11 protein-coding genes, 1 tRNA gene and 2 pseudogenes are annotated in these 16780 nt (G+C 41.0%); 12 read left to right on the forward strand and 2 right to left on the reverse strand.

Annotated elements, in window-relative coordinates; genetic code table 11:
* The first annotated feature begins 31 nt into the window (after nucleotides 1–31).
* The 5 genes and pseudogenes from VYM24_RS15285 to VYM24_RS15305 all read left to right on the forward strand — a co-directional run bounded on the left by VYM24_RS15285 (nucleotide 32) and on the right by VYM24_RS15305 (nucleotide 2306).
* Complete coding sequence (locus VYM24_RS15285; protein WP_299090053.1) at nucleotides 32–862, forward strand: 4Fe-4S binding protein; 831 nt, start codon at nucleotides 32–34, stop codon at nucleotides 860–862.
* 89 nt (nucleotides 863–951) lie between these two features.
* Nucleotides 952–1266, forward strand: a pseudogene (locus tag VYM24_RS15290) (response regulator transcription factor); the annotation flags it as partial.
* Between the two features lie 69 nt (nucleotides 1267–1335).
* Nucleotides 1336–1473 (forward strand): annotated as a pseudogene (locus VYM24_RS15295) (sensor histidine kinase); the annotation flags it as partial.
* A 437-nt stretch (nucleotides 1474–1910) separates the two neighbouring features.
* Complete coding sequence (locus tag VYM24_RS15300) at nucleotides 1911–2051, forward strand: hypothetical protein (RefSeq protein ID WP_217713400.1); 141 nt, start codon at nucleotides 1911–1913, stop codon at nucleotides 2049–2051.
* Nucleotides 2052–2306 carry a phosphatase PAP2 family protein gene (locus tag VYM24_RS15305; protein WP_408912610.1) on the forward strand — a complete coding sequence of 85 codons (255 nt, stop codon included), beginning with the start codon at nucleotides 2052–2054 and terminating at the stop codon, nucleotides 2304–2306. It abuts the gene before it with no gap.
* A gap of 16 nt (nucleotides 2307–2322) precedes the next feature.
* On the opposite strand, the gene tilS is transcribed toward VYM24_RS15305, so the two are convergent.
* On the reverse strand, nucleotides 2323–3633 hold the full coding sequence (tilS, locus tag VYM24_RS15310) for a tRNA lysidine(34) synthetase TilS (RefSeq protein ID WP_299090062.1): 1311 nt from the start codon (nucleotides 3631–3633) through the stop codon (nucleotides 2323–2325).
* 162 nt (nucleotides 3634–3795) lie between these two features.
* Here tilS and feoB point away from each other — a divergent pair, with 162 nt between their 5' ends.
* The 5 genes from feoB to VYM24_RS15335 all read left to right on the forward strand — a co-directional run bounded on the left by feoB (nucleotide 3796) and on the right by VYM24_RS15335 (nucleotide 8257).
* Nucleotides 3796–6267 (forward strand): ferrous iron transport protein B, encoded by a 2472-nt coding sequence (gene feoB / locus VYM24_RS15315; RefSeq protein ID WP_330940344.1) that lies wholly within the window; start codon nucleotides 3796–3798, stop codon nucleotides 6265–6267.
* On the forward strand, nucleotides 6264–6479 hold the full coding sequence (locus tag VYM24_RS15320; protein ID WP_044270937.1) for a hypothetical protein: 216 nt from the start codon (nucleotides 6264–6266) through the stop codon (nucleotides 6477–6479). The genes feoB and VYM24_RS15320 overlap by 4 nt, the downstream gene beginning before the upstream one ends.
* 52 nt (nucleotides 6480–6531) lie before the next feature.
* Nucleotides 6532–6603: transfer RNA gene (locus VYM24_RS15325), tRNA-Cys, on the forward strand.
* Between the two features lie 124 nt (nucleotides 6604–6727).
* Nucleotides 6728–7468: a Fic family protein gene (locus VYM24_RS15330; protein ID WP_291536980.1), complete on the forward strand. Its 741-nt coding sequence runs from the start codon at nucleotides 6728–6730 to the stop codon at nucleotides 7466–7468.
* 315 nt (nucleotides 7469–7783) lie between these two features.
* The gene (locus VYM24_RS15335; RefSeq protein ID WP_044270936.1) at nucleotides 7784–8257 is read left to right on the forward strand and encodes a hypothetical protein; all 474 of its coding nucleotides are present in this window, start codon (nucleotides 7784–7786) and stop codon (nucleotides 8255–8257) included.
* Nucleotides 8258–8311: 54 nt separating this feature from the next.
* Here VYM24_RS15335 and VYM24_RS15340 read toward each other — a convergent pair whose 3' ends face one another.
* A complete protein-coding gene (locus tag VYM24_RS15340) occupies nucleotides 8312–14104 on the reverse strand; it encodes a DUF3320 domain-containing protein (protein ID WP_291548577.1) in 5793 nt (1930 codons plus the stop codon).
* A gap of 241 nt (nucleotides 14105–14345) precedes the next feature.
* On the opposite strand from VYM24_RS15340, the gene VYM24_RS15345 reads away from it, so the two are divergent.
* Together VYM24_RS15345 and VYM24_RS15350 are read left to right on the forward strand one after the other, a co-directional pair.
* Nucleotides 14346–16211: an SLC13 family permease gene (locus VYM24_RS15345; protein WP_330940345.1), complete on the forward strand. Its 1866-nt coding sequence runs from the start codon at nucleotides 14346–14348 to the stop codon at nucleotides 16209–16211.
* A 21-nt stretch (nucleotides 16212–16232) separates the two neighbouring features.
* Complete coding sequence (locus tag VYM24_RS15350) at nucleotides 16233–16772, forward strand: TlpA family protein disulfide reductase (RefSeq protein ID WP_330940346.1); 540 nt, start codon at nucleotides 16233–16235, stop codon at nucleotides 16770–16772.
* The last annotated feature ends 8 nt before the right edge of the window (nucleotides 16773–16780 follow it).

Here is a 16780-nt window from a genome sequence, read left to right on the forward strand (position 1 = left end):
CTTGATAAACCAAGAAAAAACGCATATATTTATGGATATAAACGAAGTTCATTTCATCTATTTTTCGCCTACTCGTACTTCTAAACAAGTTGGCGAGGCAATTGTTCGCGGAACAGGACTAACAAATGTTGTTACTACGAATTTAACACTGCATGCTGCTGAGGTAGATATTCCGGAGAATACACTGACTGTTATTGCTGTGCCGGTGTATGGCGGCAAGGTAGCTCCTTTGGCTATGGAGCGTTTGCAGGGTATTCGTGCATCGGGATCTCCGGTTGTACTGGTAGTGGTCTATGGTAACCGCGCGTATGAAAAGGCTTTGATAGAATTGGACGCATTTGCTTCTGCTCAGGGCTTCAAAGTTATTGCCGGGGCTACTTTTGTGGGAGAACATTCGTATAGTACGGAACAAAATCCAATAGCCCCAGGGCGTCCGGATGCAAATGATTTGCAATATGCGGAGGAATTTGGTGCGAAGATACGGACGAAAATAAATGCTGCCGCTGATATGGAGCACTTGTATCCGGTGGATGTGAATCGTATTCAGCGCCCGCGCCAGCCTTTTCTACCTTTGTTCAAGTTTCTGCGCCGGGTGATAAAGTTGCGTAAAAGTGGTGTTCCTTTGCCGCGTGTACCGGAAGTGAATGCGGAACTTTGCACGCATTGTGGTGTTTGCGCTGTACATTGTCCTTCGGGAGCTATTCTGAAAGGTGACGAATGTAATACGATTGCCGAAAAGTGCATAAAGTGTTGCGCATGCGTCAAAGGATGTTCGTTCAAGGCGCGGACGTATGATACTCCGTTTGCTTCATTGCTTTCAGACTGCTTTGTGCGGCAGAAAGAGGACCGGATTATTTTATAGTTTTAATCCTACATGCAATAAACTCCTTTCATGCAGAATTTCTACAGAATTCTCCGATACATTTGTGTCTGTATTTAAAATTAGGAACTATGAAATTATTGATAGTAGAGGATGAACGTGAATTGTCCGATAGCATTGTGAGCTTTCTGTGTCGGGAAGATTATCTGTGCGAACAAGCCTTTTCCTTTGCTGAGGCTACCATGAAGGTGGAACTCTACGGATATGATTGTATCTTGCTAGATTTAATGCTTCCCGGAGGAAATTGATTGGATGTGCTGCGAAAAATAAAAAGTACATCGCCTCAGACGGGAGTCATCATCGTGTCGGCAAAGGATTCTTTAGACGATAAAGTGGCGGGACTGAAGATCGGTGCGGACGATTATTTAGCCAAGTCTTTTGCTTTGCGATAACTATTTACGGTCAGTAATCCGGCGGATGGAGTATCTCTTAATGCCCGTACACTCTTTCATCGTTTCAGTTCTGATGATACAAAGATGTCTGGGAATGGACTTGGACTTTCTATTGTAAAAGCCATTTGCGACTACCATGATTGGAGAGTAGAATACGCTTTCAAAGAGAATCGCCATGTGTTTACAGTGCATTTTAGGTAATTTGTTGGCGAAATTATTTCAAAGCCCTACAGTTATGAAGGCGATGACATTTTAATTATTTGTCAGAATTTATCAATAGTAACATACTTTTAGTAACTTTTTGATTATCAATGTGTTAAATCGTATTTTATTCAGTATACGACTGAACCCTATTCAGTATACGACTGAATGGCATTCACTATACGACTGAATCAGGTTCGGTATACGACTATTTTAGGAGCATGTATCATTTGTAAACAATATACACCGTTACTCTGTTTTTTTAGTTCATAACCTTTCCTAAATGAATAAATTCCGTCAACGTCTTTTTAATAATCAGTTGACGTATCCTAAGAATTTTTCTCAAAAAGATTGTCTCCCCTTGGTAAAATTCAAAATGTCTTCTAATTTGCCTTTTACTTTTGCCTCAGAATTTTGAGATAAAGGAAAGAAAAGGTATGAAAAGATTTGTTTTAGGCATCGTGGTCATTTGTTGGACTACGATTGTATTCGCTGCAGGAGATGGCAGTAAAGTGACAGGAATATTAAGCGGTAAAACGAATAAAGCACTGGTGGAGTTTGCCACGATAGCTTTGTAATTGGTTTCTCCATGGATAGGCGTTGCCGGGTATGCAGTAGCTGCCGGTACAGGCTTCTTTCGTATGTATAACAATCGCCATTGGCTGACAGATGTGCTTACCGGAGCCGGAATCGGAATATTGAGCACCCAGGCGGCTTATTGGCTTTATCCAACTATTACAAAGACTTTCTTCCGTAAGCGGTATAAGAATATATTTGTTTCTCCTTATTTCTTAAAAGAAGAAAAAGGAGTAAGTTGTCATATCACTTTCTAAAGGATGCTCGTTACAATCAATAAAGAATAAACTTCAGAATAATAACTTTCCGTGTTTGGGCGTCTATTCTGAAACGATTATCAGTACGTTCGCCTATCAACCAAATGATATGGGAGCCACTGCAAAGCACCCATTGTTGTTCTTTGCGGGAAAGGGAGAATTTCCGATCAGTAAGGTAATCGCTAATCTTTTTTCGCCCGGTCATACCAAAGGGAACGAATGTGTCGCCTTGTCGGCAGTGTCTGACTGTGAGAGGTTGTTTTAGTTTGTCTGCATCGAAACAAGCAGTGTTTCGGTCACGGGGAATGATGAAATCATCTGTGACTTCTAATTCTTCCATTGTCAAACGGAAGGGTAGGCCAGGATCATCTGGAGAAAAGACTGTTGAAACATCTTCTGAACAGACCGGTTCTATCAGTAGAAGCGCCCGATCTTTAATCACGCGCCATTCTCCGCTAAGGAATATCTTTCCCGGTTGCCCATTCAGGGAGGCGAAAATATCTTTGATCTGTGCACCGTTGAATCCTAATGGAGATAAGATCTCAAATAATAAAGTTTCCGGTGCAGGTTCTTGGAACAAAGCACTGATTAGGATACCTTGTTCGGTTTGCACTTTCTGCTTACCTTCTTCTATACCTTTCTTATATAAGAGAGCTGCATCATTCAGATGTTCTGCGGTGCGGAGAAGGCTTTCTTTTACAGAGGGATTGATTTCCTGCATAAGGGGCAAGAGGTTGAGGCGTATCTTGTTGCGTGTATATTCGTCTTGCAGGTTGGTGCTGTCCGTTACGTAAGATTGTCCGATTTCTTGTAGGTATTCGGTTATTTCTTTCCGGTCGAGGCATAACAAGGGGCGGACAATGTTTCCGTTTTTGGGGCGGATACCCAATAGTCCGTTGATGCCTGTTCCACGAATAAGGTTGAGCAGGAGAGTTTCTACACTATCATCTTTATGATGGGCCACGGCGATAACGTTGGCTCCTTGTTGTAGACGGAGCTGCTCAAACCAGGCATAACGTAATTCCCGTGCTGCCATTTCAATGGATATGTGGCGCTTTTCCGCTTCTTCCGTGGTTTGGAAATGTTGAATGTGTAATGGAACTTTCAATTGTAAGCATAGTTCGCGGACAAACATTTCATCTCGAACCGACTCATCGCCCCGCAGATGGAAATTGCAATGTGCCGCCTCACAGGTGTATCCCATATCAAGAAGTAGACGCAACAAAGCTACTGAGTCCGCTCCGCCGCTCAATGTTATCAGTATTTTGTCTTCTCGTGTGAAAAGCTTCTCCTGATCAATGTATTGCGCTATTTTCTTTATATTCATAATGGTGCAAAGATAATATTAACGAATTGAATTCTTTCTAATTCTTCGGAACAAAGTGGAGAATGGAGAATATTTCTCCTTATTTAAAAACAATCTAAATAATTTGTAGGCTAAATACAAATCATTTATCTTTGCATCCAAATTAAAGAAAGAGAGAAGACTATGCGTTTATCCGAATTAAAAACTGGAGAAAAAGGTGTAATCGTTAAAGTACTGGGGCATGGCGGTTTCCGCAAACGAATTGTAGAAATGGGCTTTATTAAAGGCAAGACTGTAGAGGTTTTGCTGAATGCCCCGCTGAAAGATCCAATAAAATACAAAGTAATGGGGTATGAAATCTCTTTGCGCCGACAGGAGGCAGGGATGATTGAAATACTCAGCGAACATGAGGCGAAAGAGCAAGTGACAAAACCGAATTATCATCCGGGAATGAGTGAAGATATTTATCCGGGGGAAGAAGAACTGAAACGTATCGCTCTCGGTAAACGTCGTACCATTAATGTTGCATTAGTGGGTAATCCAAACTGTGGGAAAACTTCTCTGTTTAATATTGCTTCCGGTTCACACGAACACGTTGGTAACTACAGCGGGGTTACAGTGGATGCCAAGGAAGGCTACTTTAATTTTCAAGGTTATCATTTCCGCATAGTCGATTTGCCCGGTACATATTCGCTATCAGCATATAGTCCTGAAGAAATGTATGTCCGTCATCATATTATTGATGAAACACCGGACATTGTTATCAATGTGGTAGATTCGTCTAATCTGGAGCGTAATCTGTACCTCACTACCCAGTTGATTGACATGAACGTGCGTATGGTGATGGCTCTCAATATGTACGATGAACTGGAAGCCAGCGGCAACACGCTGGATTACATGAAACTGAGTGAACTCTTTGGTGTTCCTATGGTTCCTACCGTTTCGCGTACGGGCAAAGGCATCGAAGATCTTTTTCACGTTGTTATCAGTATTTACGAAGGTGCCGACTTCCTTGATCAGAAAGGCAAGGTCCGTGCAGAAGTATTGAATGACCTGCGTGAATGGCATCGGGAGTATGTGCCCGGCTATACCGGTGCGGCTCATAAAGAAGAAGAAGTACGTCATCATGGATTCTATCGTCATATTCACATTAACCACGGTCCTGAACTGGAACGCAGCATTGAAGAGGTGAAGCGGGTGATTAGTGAGAATGAGGGTATCCGTCATAAGTATTCTACCCGCTTTCTTGCCATCAAGCTTCTGGAGAATGATACGGATTTGGAAACGCTGATTAAAACTTTACCCAACGGCAAAGAAATCATAGATGTCCGTGATCAAGAAAGCCGCCGTATCCGAGACGTGCTGAATGAGGATTGCGATCAGGCTATCACCGATGCAAAATATGGTTTTATATCCGGTGCACTGAAAGAAACCTTTGTGGATAATCACTTGGATAAAGAACATACTACACGCGTGATAGATTCCATTGTAACACATCGTGTGTGGGGATTCCCCATTTTCTTCCTGTTCATGTATCTCATGTTCGAAGGGACGTTTGTGCTCGGCGAATACCCGATGATGGGTATCGAATGGCTGGTAGAAACCCTCGGCAACTTTATACATGCCAATATGGCGGACGGACCGTTGAAAGATCTATTGGTAGATGGTATTGTAGGTGGTGTTGGTGGTGTGATTGTCTTCCTGCCGAACATTCTTATTCTTTATTTTTGTATATCGTTGATGGAAGACTCCGGTTATATGGCGCGTGCTGCATTTATCATGGACAAGATTATGCATAAGATGGGGTTGCATGGTAAATCCTTCATTCCTCTGATTATGGGTTTCGGATGTAATGTACCTGCTATTATGGCTTCGCGCACTATTGAGAACCGTAAAAGCCGACTTATTACCATGCTCGTCAATCCGTTGATGTCATGTAGTGCCCGCCTGCCTATTTATTTGTTGCTGGTAGGTGCATTTTTCCCGAACAATGGTAGCTTGATACTGTTATTAATATATTCAATAGGTATCCTGTTGGCGGTATTGCTGGCGCGTTTATTCAGCCGTTTCCTGGTGAAGGGGGATGATACTCCGTTCGTAATGGAGCTTCCGCCTTACCGTTTACCGACAGCAAAAGCCATTTTCCGTCACACGTGGGAGAAGGGTGCACAATACCTTCGTAAAATGGGAGGTATTATCATGATAGCTTCCATCGTAATATGGGCATTGGGATATTATCCTGACCATGATGCGTATGAAACGGTTGCCGAACAGCAGGAGAATTCCTACATCGGACAGATAGGAAAGGCTATGGAGCCGGTGATTGAACCTTTGGGTTTTGACTGGAAACTTGGTATCGGTATACTTTCAGGTGTGGGTGCTAAGGAATTAGTAGTAAGTACATTGGGCGTGCTTTATACGAATGATGCTGAAGCGGATGCCGTAAGTCTTGCCGAACGTATTCCGATTACGCCATTGGTAGCTTTCTGCTATATGGTGTTTGTATTGATCTATTTCCCATGTATAGCTACGATTGTAGCAATCAAGCAAGAATCCGGTAGCTGGAAATGGGCATTATTTACGGCAGTGTATACCACGCTGCTTGCGTGGGTAATGGCATTTGTCATTTATAGAATAGGAGGATTATTTGTATGATGAATTGGCAACAATGGGTAGTTGCAATCCTGTTACTGTTGTGTATTGTTCGGATCGGATGGGGAATTTATGCATTTTTTCGCCGGACAAAAGAAAATGGTAATCCATGTGCAAATTGCGTAACCGGTTGTGACTTAAAGCGATTGATGGATGAGAAGCGTGCAGAGTGTAGTGTGACAAAAAAAGAAAAGAAGAAAAATTGCTGCGGATAGTTGGAGTTTTCAAAAAATGTACTACCTTTGCAACCGCAAATGAGAAAAGATTGGTTCCTTGGATGAGTGGCTTAGTCAGCGGTCTGCAAAACCGTGTACGGCGGTTCGAATCCGCCAGGAACCTCAAGCAAAGCTCCGAAGCTACTGATAATAAAGGGCTTCGGAGTTTTGCTTTTATGGAGGTACGCAAATAGGGGCGCAGGTTCTGGTAAAATGTACCTTTAGACAAATTAGAAAACTCTAAAGCCATGAAACCAATATTCAACGATGAACAACAGAAAAGGGCTTCTTTTATTTTAGAAAGTCCTTTGGCTAAGTTATCAGAACTTTACTCTAATGAGATAAAGGACTTGGCGGTGGTTTGGTGTTACTATTCCGGAAAAATAGAAGGCAATACTTATACTTACGTTGAAACGGAAGCACTATTAAAAGATGGCATAACTTCCGAAAAGAAGTATGAAGATGCCAAGATGCTTAAAAATCTCTACAATACTTTCATTTCTGAACTGGAATATATCAATAAAGGAAGGAATCAAGAAGCCATAGACGAGCGTACTCTTTTCAGAATACATCAATCTATTGCGACGGGATTGGTATCTAATGAAGAAGCAGGTTCGTTAAGAACACGTGCTGTTCGTATCAGCGGAACGGAGTATATTCCACCTAAGAATCAGCAAGAAATAAAAGGTAAACTTAACGAGATTCTTTTTCAGCAAGAAAAGTATACTAATCCGTTAGAAAAAGCCGTCTATTTACATTGTAATATTGCTCGTCTGCAACCTTTCATTGACGGAAATAAACGAACTGCAAGAATGATAGAAAGCATTGCATTAATGAACGCTGACATTATTCCAGTATATTCTGCGAAAGACTCAGATATTCTGAACTACAGGAAAGGATTGATAGCGTTTTATGAAACGGAGGATTATGGTAGATATACTGACTATTTTCTGAATAGGCAGATAGAGAGGATTAAAGAAATAGGATAATGCACCAACCGTTTCATGTTTCTGGAAGTAATCTATTCTGTGTATAGTATTATATGCTGAATTCTATCATTTACCTTTGATTAGCAAGCTTTTTACAGTCAAAACTATAAAGTGTCCGTTCTGAAAGGAGAAGATTCGTAAAAGGCATGAAACGTGCGAGTGTAGACCGCATGTAGTCCGAGCCTCCTAAAACGATACGATTGTAGCACATGAAAAGTATTAATTTTAGGTTTTTCCCTATCAATAATTATAGAATTCACCAGTTAGTTATCATTTTCCTATATTACTTTTGTTACAAACCAAAAGAAATACGCCATGAAAAAGATTCTATTTATCCTATTTACAGTTCAGTTTGTTTTAGCTCCCCATATAATGAAGAGCTATAGTGTTAATTCTATCGAGGATAGTTACGAATATTCGATAGTCAATCAGGGAAAGAAAACAGTCAAAAAAGACATTTGGGATAATACGATTATTGAAGATGATAATGGTAATAAGATTACGATTAAAAAAGATATTTTGGGAAATACTATTATCGAAGACAATAACGGCCATAAGAAAACGATTAAAAAAGATATCTTTGGCAATACTATTATCGAGGATAATAATGGTTATAGAAAAACGATCAAAGAAGATATTTTTGGCAATACTATTATTGAGGATAATAATGGCAATAAGAAAACAATCAAAAAAGATATCTTCGGCAATACCATTATTGAAGACAGTAAAGGGCACAGGCAGATTATCAAAAAGGATATATTCGGAAATTCCACTATCGAGGACTATTAGGTAGACATTCTTTTTTATCCTGTTTTCCCTTTCGGAAAAAAGTATCCATGAACCCTAATTGTTCATGGATACCATTCCGTTCGCGTGGCTGAATATTCCTTTATCAATCAGCAATTGTATAGTATGCTCCGTTACCATATCTAAATTGTTTCCTTTCCTACTGAAACCAAGAAGTTGGGAAGTCAGCCGTTTCAGATCTTCTGTCGGCATGGATATCTGTTGTTCTATGGCATAGCGGGCGGCACTCATTACTTCCAGGATTGGAATATCCAGAATGTCGCGTTTGGAGTTGATGCGGTAAAAGTCGCAGTCTTTAGCTTTCTCTTTATCCTCCCAGTAAATTATAGTATCTCCTGATAAGGGGTCTTTATATGCATCTTCAAGAAGACTGTCGATAAATACCTGTAGACGGGTGGTAACTCTTGTTAGATTCCAAATTCGTAATATTTTTTTATATAGCAGAGTATTTGTTATAGGTTGTTCAATCTTGACTATTTGTTGAAGTTGTTTTTTAACCTGATAGGAGGAAGCCATTACGGTATCGATATCTGTACTGTAGCCTATATTGGGCAAGTCAGCAAATATATACTCTCTTTCTCGATTGTTCACTAACTCTACAACAGGTTCATTCTCTATACTGAATGTTTTCAGAACATTATTCTCTGTCGGAAGAGGAGGCTGTTCTTCTACTTTTGTGTTTTTTAAATCTTCCAGCTTTTTGATAATGCGCTCCACGACGTGCTCCTTATGCTCAAACCAGTCGACGGACCATACACGCATTACATTCCAGCGGAGCATCTGCAAAACATTCGGTTGTACTATTTCACGGTCCCTTGTAGTCTTGGTTTCATAATAGTTTTTGCCGTCACACAATATTCCCAGAATATATGTATCCGGTTGCAACGGATTGACAATCGCTAAATCCACCTTAAAGTTTGACCGTCCTACCAGAGTGTCCACTTTATAACCGCGCTGAGTAAGTTCCTGTGCAATTAAAGCAATAAGATTACTTTGTTGCAGGTTCTGTAGTTGGATGGCCGGAATAGGTGAGGTGCCGCGTTCTGCAAATTCAAGGAACCTCTTTAGGCCTTCCACACCTTTGGACTTTGTACGTTTCAAATCTATTTGTTCGGAGCGTAAGGTTGAGAAGATAATCATCTCATAACGTGCACGCGATACGGCTACATTCAGACGACGCTCGCCACCTTGATTATTCAATGGTCCGAAATTCATAGATACATTGCCATTCCTGTCCGGACCGTATCCTATAGAGAAAAGAATAATATCCCGTTCATCACCTTGTACATTCTCCAGATTTTTGATGAAAATAGGTTCATTACTTTGGAAAGCTTTTTCTTCCAATTCAGGATATTTGTTCAGCTCCTCAATGAGCATATCTTCTATTAGATTTTGCTGTACCTGGCTGAAAGATACGACACCTATACTTTTTTCGGGAACTTCAGATGTACGTAGCCGGTTCAGTATTTCTTTCACAATGGCTTCCGCTTCGGCATGATTGCTGCGTGTACGTCCTTTATCATACGTACCATCTACCTGAACTAAACGTACTTTTGAAATCCTGTCATCCACAGAAGGAAAAGTATATAGCTTTCCATTGTAATACTGAGAATTACTGAAAGCAATCAGACTTTCGTGTTTGCTCCGATAGTGCCAGGTCAGATAACGGGATGGAATGGATAACGAGATGCAATCATCCAGAATGCTCTCCATATCGTCAAATTCAGCTTCTTCCTCGTCTACTTGTGAAGAGGAGAAGAAACTTGTCGGAGGCATTTGCTTGGGGTCGCCTACTACGACTAATGCGTTACCGCGGGCTATTGCACCGACTGCCTCGCTGGTAGGCATCTGTGATGCTTCATCGAAAATAACAAGATCGAACTTCTCTGTATTCAGATCGATATACTGAGCCACTGATATCGGACTCATCAACATGCATGGACATAACTTGGGCAGCAGAGTTGGTATCTGGTCTATAATTCTCCGGATAGATGTGCCGCGTCCTCCGTTTGAAATGTTCCTTTTTAGAATTCCTATTTCGGAACTGGAGGCGGCTTCCATTGTCAGTGATGGTATTTTGGCTGCTAATTTACAGTATAGTTCCTTTTTACTCAACTCCTGAAAATCTACGGTCAACTGTTTGTATTTGCTGATCATTTCCTCAAATAGCAATCCGTTGAAAAGACGTAAAGTTTCATCTGCATCAATGGTTTTTAGAGCTAATTGGTGATAAATGCCCTTCATATACGCATCAGAAGCTTCCGATCCGCTTTTATGCTTATCTGTTATATAGTCGATAACTACAGTTAAATGCAGGGATTCCAATTCTCTCTTACGGATGCACCATTGTCCCCAGTCTTTTATTTTATTGAAGTGAGTCAACCAAGTATTCAGTAGAACCGGTAGTTTCATTTCAAGATTATTATCCGGCAGTTGTATGTTGCATAAACCTTTTATTTCATTGAGGACCGTATTCAACTCGTTGGATGTATCGATTAGTTGCCTGAATGTATTTTCATTAGACTGCTGGAATGCGTTCCAGTCAATGCTGATTTTATTTGCAAATTGATTCAGAACTTCTGCAAATGGTTGTTGAACGATTACTGCATATTCCGATAAAGTATTGTAAATCGTCGGAAGACTCTTAAGTATAGAATCAATATCATCCCATTTCTCTTTGTTCTTTCTTCCTAAGAAGCCGAAAGAAGATGATAATTCGGAAGATTGTTCCTGAATGATTTTATTATTCTTTTGATAAGCATTTAGCTTTTCTAACAGGCTTGGTATTTGTACCGCTTGCAAACTCGTATTGTAAAGTCTGAGCTTTTTCAGATAAGAACGTCTGGCAAAGAATTTGGGTAAGAACCATTTCAATTCGATAGCTTTCCATTCTTGCTGAAGGGCAAATGCATTTTCTTCTAGAATTTGGGGTGCATAGTCTTTACCTAGTTCAGTTTGTAACTGGTCTCGTTTACGACCGGACAAGACAACATTTTTCCATTCTTCTATCAAGTCGGTATTACCACCCATTTCCAATAACGTTTTATTCAGATATGGGATGGATAGAAGCCGGTTACATATCTTGCCCATCCAGTTGATCCCATTCCAATTATCAGGTATCGAGATTTCCAGACTATTTGAAAGCAACTTTCTGTTAGCGGTAATCGAAGTGAATAAATTTATAAAGCGCCTGATTCCGGCTTGTAGTTTCTGAGAGCTTTCTATGGAAGTATCGTATGGTTCCAGTCCCTTTAACGGGTGGTCTTGCGGATGCCCTGTTATCTGAAAAACTGTATCCAGTTCTTGGATCTTTTCGTAAAAGTCTGCCAGTTGATTCTTGGTGATGGGGGGCAACAGAGAAAAGTCGATAGACAATTCATCTCCCTGTATTGATAAATAGTTTGTAATGCAATCGTAGAGAGAGAAACCGGAAGCATGGGGGTGATGCAATGCTTCCATATAATCGATTAATTTCTTTCTACGCTCAAATAATTGCTTTGAAGTGCTTTCAAACTCGGCTGGAGACTGGATGTGAATGACTTCTATAGCTTTCTGAAGCTGAGCTAAAAAGTGGGATTTAGTGACTTTATTGGAATGTAGTTCCAGACAGAACGGATCTAATCCTATCTTGGTCAGACGGTTTTGTACAACAGAAAGTGCCGCCATTTTTTCTGCTACAAACAGCACACGTTTTCCTTTGTACAGGGCATTGGCTATCATATTAGTAATGGTCTGCGATTTGCCGGTTCCCGGAGGGCCATGCAATATGAAGCTCTTTCCTTCTCCTGATTCAATGACGGCTTCCAGCTGCGAAGAATCAACATCAACAGGAATGGCAAAATGGATAGGTTCAAGATTTCTGTCTATTTCTCTGGCGTCAATCTCCGGAACCGTATCCTGCCATTGAATACGATTTTCCATCAGACTGGCTATAATGGCATTCTCTTTCAACTTGTCTGCATTGGTATGAATATCGTTCCACATGACAAACTTGTTGAATGAGAATAACCCCAACATGGATTCTTCCACTACATCCCAACCTTTCATATTACGGATGCAGGTGCGAATTGTAGCGAATATCTTTTTTACGTCTACGCCACTATCATCTTTTGGCAACGGATTCAATCCGGAAAGATTAACGCTGAATTGTTGTTTCAATAGTTCGACGAGCGTTATATTCAATATAATTTCTTCGTCTCTGGTGCGAATGATATATCCGCTTGAGCCTCCACGACGCACAATATCTACCGGTAATAGCAAGATAGGAGCAAAGCGTGGTTTCACACTCTTAGAAGACTCGTACCACTTCAAGATTCCTAAAACGAGGAATAATGAATTGGCACCATTTTCTTCAATGGCGGTTCGCGATGTACGGTATACAAATTTGAGTGAGTTTTGTAGTTCGCTTTCTGTCAGATAAGAACGGAGTTTTTTGTTTCTCAGCTCGCTGATTACTAATTCTTCCAAATTCTCTTTCCATAAAGAAGAATCATAGAGCCCTGTCTCACCCGGTTCTATTTTACTTTTAGCGGGATTGGATAATATCTGGTAGTTTTCTCCAGCTTGCAGATGATCTTCCAGATGATCAATTTCGAAAGATATGAATGGTATAACTCTTCTGCCAAGCCGGATGTTGATCAGATTATTGCGTAGAGAAAAGTCCAGTAGTTTTCTTTCCCAAATGATTTGCTTGGTTATTTCATCTTTGCTGTCCTCCAGTTTTATTTCATACCGGTCCAGTTGGTGTATTCTTTGGGTTACATTCTCATGTTCTATTCCACTGTTTTCTATTTGCCATTCACCGTTATGATTTATGCGTTGTGGCAATGGACGGATTTTATCCAGTCTGCACCTATATACATCAATAAACAGCTCGAATCTGTTTTCTTCTTTGAGTTCTCTCTGAGCCATTGTAGCAGCTTCTTCAAATGAAATGTTTTGGGAAGATGCCAGTGCGGTTGTCTCTACTAATACAATGTCGCTGATACCATTTGCACTCCCTTTGAGTAGAAAAGAAGCATCATCGCCTACGGTTTGATGATAAATATCTTCTGTAAGCCATGCACCTACCAATATATGTCCTTTCAACAAGACTAAAAGAGGATGAATGCCATTGGCTTCCAGACAGGAAGCATAGAGTAAAGTTAGGTCTATACATGTACCTAGTTTACTGGTGAGTACATTATCTACCAAGCGGATACGCTGCCCCGAAGTTTCAAAGCTGGCTGGAACCGTAGAATATATTAAAGACTCAGACCGGAGAGCTTCATAAATAGCAGCTACCTGTGCACGTACTCGGTTGGGGTCCTGTGTCTGATATTCGTCTAAGGCAGAGTTTCCGGTCCACTTTTCGAGGAATTGTGAGGCTTTTACGCTTATTCTTGAAAGTATGGGATGATTGGGAGTAACAAATGTAGCTAAGAGTTCGGGCATAATCCTGGAACCGGTCCACTGATCGTATGCCATCAGTTTGATGGGAAATGTTTGCTGATGGGCTATCTCACCGGAAATCGTAATAACCAGATGAAAGATAGTATCGATGCCTTCTGTCAATTCGATTAATTTTCCACTTTCAGGTGATATTTCCAGGTTGTTGATTTGAATGTTCTGTCCGTGCGGAATGACTTCGAGAATACTCTCTGAGTGCTTAATAAGTTCTCCATCTATTGAAACTTTGATATTGTTCCAATCGACTTCATCACTGTTCATGAGTTCGCAGAAATTGCATGAAGGCACATGGTTGTGTATCATTGCATAATTGATGCATGGCAGGTATTCCAGGTGGATTGTTCCATTGAAGGTGCCTGTAATTGTGTTGTCGTTTCCCATTGTTGTTATAGAATTTAACTGATAAAAGAGGTGATCCCATAATATCATTCCCGGATTCAAAGTTATAAATATAATGCTAATAATCTATACTTTATTTATAATTTAGTGAGATATTTGTCGCCTATTTAGTTCAAAAAGGATTCACCCTATTGTCCATTGTGCTGATTTTTGTGATATTTGCAACGCTTTAGAACAAAAATCACTGTTGAATTGTTTAATAACTGACAAATTTTATATCTATATGTATATTACTCTCATTGTTTTATTCCTTTCTGCGATATTCTTTATGAGTGGCAAAGTGCGTTCGGATTTGGTGGCGCTTTGTGCTTTGGTGTTACTAATTATATTCGGTATTCTAACTCCGGAGGAAGCATTGACCGGTTTCTCCAATTCCGTCGTGATCATGATGATAGGATTGTTCGTTGTGGGCGGTGCCATTTTTCAGACGGGTTTGGCAAAGATGATCAGTAGTCGTATCCTGAAGTTGGCCGGTGATAGCGAATTAAAGCTTTTCATTCTTATTGTACTGGTGACTGCCTTCATCGGCGCTTTTGTCAGCAATACCGGAACGGTAGCTTTGATGCTTCCTATTGTTGTCAGTATGGCTATGGGAACGCAGATCAATGTCAGTCGCCTGCTGATGCCGCTTGCATTTGCCAGTAGTATGGGAGGTATGATGACACTTATCGGTACACCGCCGAACCTTGTAATTCAGGAAGCACTGACTTCTGCTGGATATACGCCCCTTACTTTTTTCTCGTTTACTCCTGTCGGACTGGTTTGTGTGGCTGTCGGATTGGTGGTACTGATTCCATTGAGCAAAATTTTTCTGACCAAGAAAGGCGATAAGGACCGTAAGGGCAAAAAGAATAAATCACTGAAAGAGCTGGCAGGAGAGTACCAACTGTTCCAGAACTTGTGTCGGGTACGAGTGGAGAGTAGATCACCTTTAACAGGAAAGACCATACAGGAACTGGGTATTCCACAGCGTTATAATGTGGGTATAATGGAGGTTCGCCGTCAGTCATCTTCTTCGCGCCGTCATTTCTTTAAGACGATGAGTCAGGAAATGGCTGCTGCTGATACCATTATTCAGGAGAATGATATTCTGTATGTACTGGGTGATTTTACGAATGTGGAGCGCTTTGCAGAAGAAAATACATTGAAGTTACTGGATACGCATGATGCAGAAGGCGCCGTAGAATCAAAGAGTGATGAACTTGAATTCACAGAAATCGGTATTGCTGAGATTGTATTGATGCCTGCTTCTAACCTGGTCAATAAGCCGGTAAAGGATTCTGGTTTCAGAGAGAAATATGGGGTGAATATTCTGGGTATCCAACGCAAACGTCAGTATATCCTGAAGAATCTGAAGGATGAAAAGATGCATTCGGGGGATGTGCTGTTGGTGCAAGGGACATGGGAGAATATAGCGCGTTTGAGTGAAGATCCCTCTGATTGGGTAGTACTCGGACAACCGCTTGCTGAGGCTGCCAAAGTAACCTTGAATCATAAAGCACCTGTTGCCGCCATTATCATGTTGGGAATGGTGGTAATGATGATGTTCGATTTCATCCCTGTCGTTCCGGTAACGGCAGTAATGATTGCAGGTTTGCTGATGGTGCTTACCGGCTGTTTCCGAAATGTGGAAGCGGCATATAAAACTATTAACTGGGAAAGTATTGTTCTGATTGCCGCTATGTTGCCTATGTCGTTGGCGCTGGAAAAGACCGGAGCTTCCGAATTGGTGTCCCAATCGCTGGTAAACGGGCTAGGTAGTTACGGACCTTATGTGTTATTAGCAGGTATTTATTTCACCACTTCGCTGATGACTATGTTTATTAGTAATACGGCTACGGCAGTACTTCTTGCACCGATTGCGCTTCAGTCTGCCATACAGTTGGATTTGAGTCCGTATCCATTCCTATTTGCCGTAACCGTGGCAGCCAGTATGTGTTTTGCTTCTCCGTTTTCAACTCCGCCCAATGCATTGGTGATGCCTGCAGGACGTTATACATTCATGGATTATGTTAAAGTAGGTTTGCCTTTACAGATAATTATGGGAATTGTGATGATCTTTGTGCTCCCGTTATTGTTCCCGTTTTAAAATAACTAAAGTATAAGATCGATGAAAGTAGTAAATAGTTTGATTTTTATCCTGTTTGCCCTTTGCTGTTTATCGGGCAAAGCACAGGAAGCAGCTGCCGATAGCACCGGCTACATTGTAAGAGTAGGGGAGATGGCTCCCAACTTTACCATTACCCTGACAGACGGTAAGAAAGTTACCCTTTCCGAACTTCGTGGAAAGGTAGTGATGTTACAGTTCACCGCCAGTTGGTGTGGTGTATGCCGCAAGGAAATGCCTTTTATCGAAAAGGATATCTGGCTGAAACACAAAGATAATTCTGCATTTGCTCTTATTGGTATAGATCGTGATGAGTCGTTGGACAAAGTGATTGCATTCGGCAAGTCGACTGGCGTTACTTATCCTTTGGGATTGGATCCCGGTGCGGATATCTTTGCCAAATATGCACTTCGTAATGCCGGCATTACCCGCAATGTACTGATTGATAAAGACGGACGCATTGTGATGCTGACCCGCTTGTACAATGAGGAGGAATTTGCCGCATTAACGAAGAAGATAGATGAAATGCTGGCAAAGAAATAATAAACAGA

The sequence above is a fragment of the Bacteroides sp. MSB163 genome, from assembly GCF_036416795.1.
GTDB classification, from domain to species: domain Bacteria; phylum Bacteroidota; class Bacteroidia; order Bacteroidales; family Bacteroidaceae; genus Bacteroides; species Bacteroides maternus.

What these genes read in the sequence shown, in the direction of transcription:
- VYM24_RS15285 (WP_299090053.1), top strand. Translation starts at nt 32, where the DNA reads ATGGATATAAACGAAGTTCATTTCATCTATTTTTCGCCTACTCGTACT.
- VYM24_RS15300 (WP_217713400.1), top strand. Translation starts at nt 1,911, where the DNA reads ATGAAAAGATTTGTTTTAGGCATCGTGGTCATTTGTTGGACTACGATT.
- tilS (WP_299090062.1), bottom strand. Translation starts at nt 3,633, where the DNA reads ATGAATATAAAGAAAATAGCGCAATACATTGATCAGGAGAAGCTTTTC.
- feoB (WP_330940344.1), top strand. Translation starts at nt 3,796, where the DNA reads ATGCGTTTATCCGAATTAAAAACTGGAGAAAAAGGTGTAATCGTTAAA.
- VYM24_RS15320 (WP_044270937.1), top strand. Translation starts at nt 6,264, where the DNA reads ATGATGAATTGGCAACAATGGGTAGTTGCAATCCTGTTACTGTTGTGT.
- VYM24_RS15330 (WP_291536980.1), top strand. Translation starts at nt 6,728, where the DNA reads ATGAAACCAATATTCAACGATGAACAACAGAAAAGGGCTTCTTTTATT.
- VYM24_RS15335 (WP_044270936.1), top strand. Translation starts at nt 7,784, where the DNA reads ATGAAAAAGATTCTATTTATCCTATTTACAGTTCAGTTTGTTTTAGCT.
- VYM24_RS15340 (WP_291548577.1), bottom strand. Translation starts at nt 14,104, where the DNA reads ATGGGAAACGACAACACAATTACAGGCACCTTCAATGGAACAATCCAC.
- VYM24_RS15345 (WP_330940345.1), top strand. Translation starts at nt 14,346, where the DNA reads ATGTATATTACTCTCATTGTTTTATTCCTTTCTGCGATATTCTTTATG.
- VYM24_RS15350 (WP_330940346.1), top strand. Translation starts at nt 16,233, where the DNA reads ATGAAAGTAGTAAATAGTTTGATTTTTATCCTGTTTGCCCTTTGCTGT.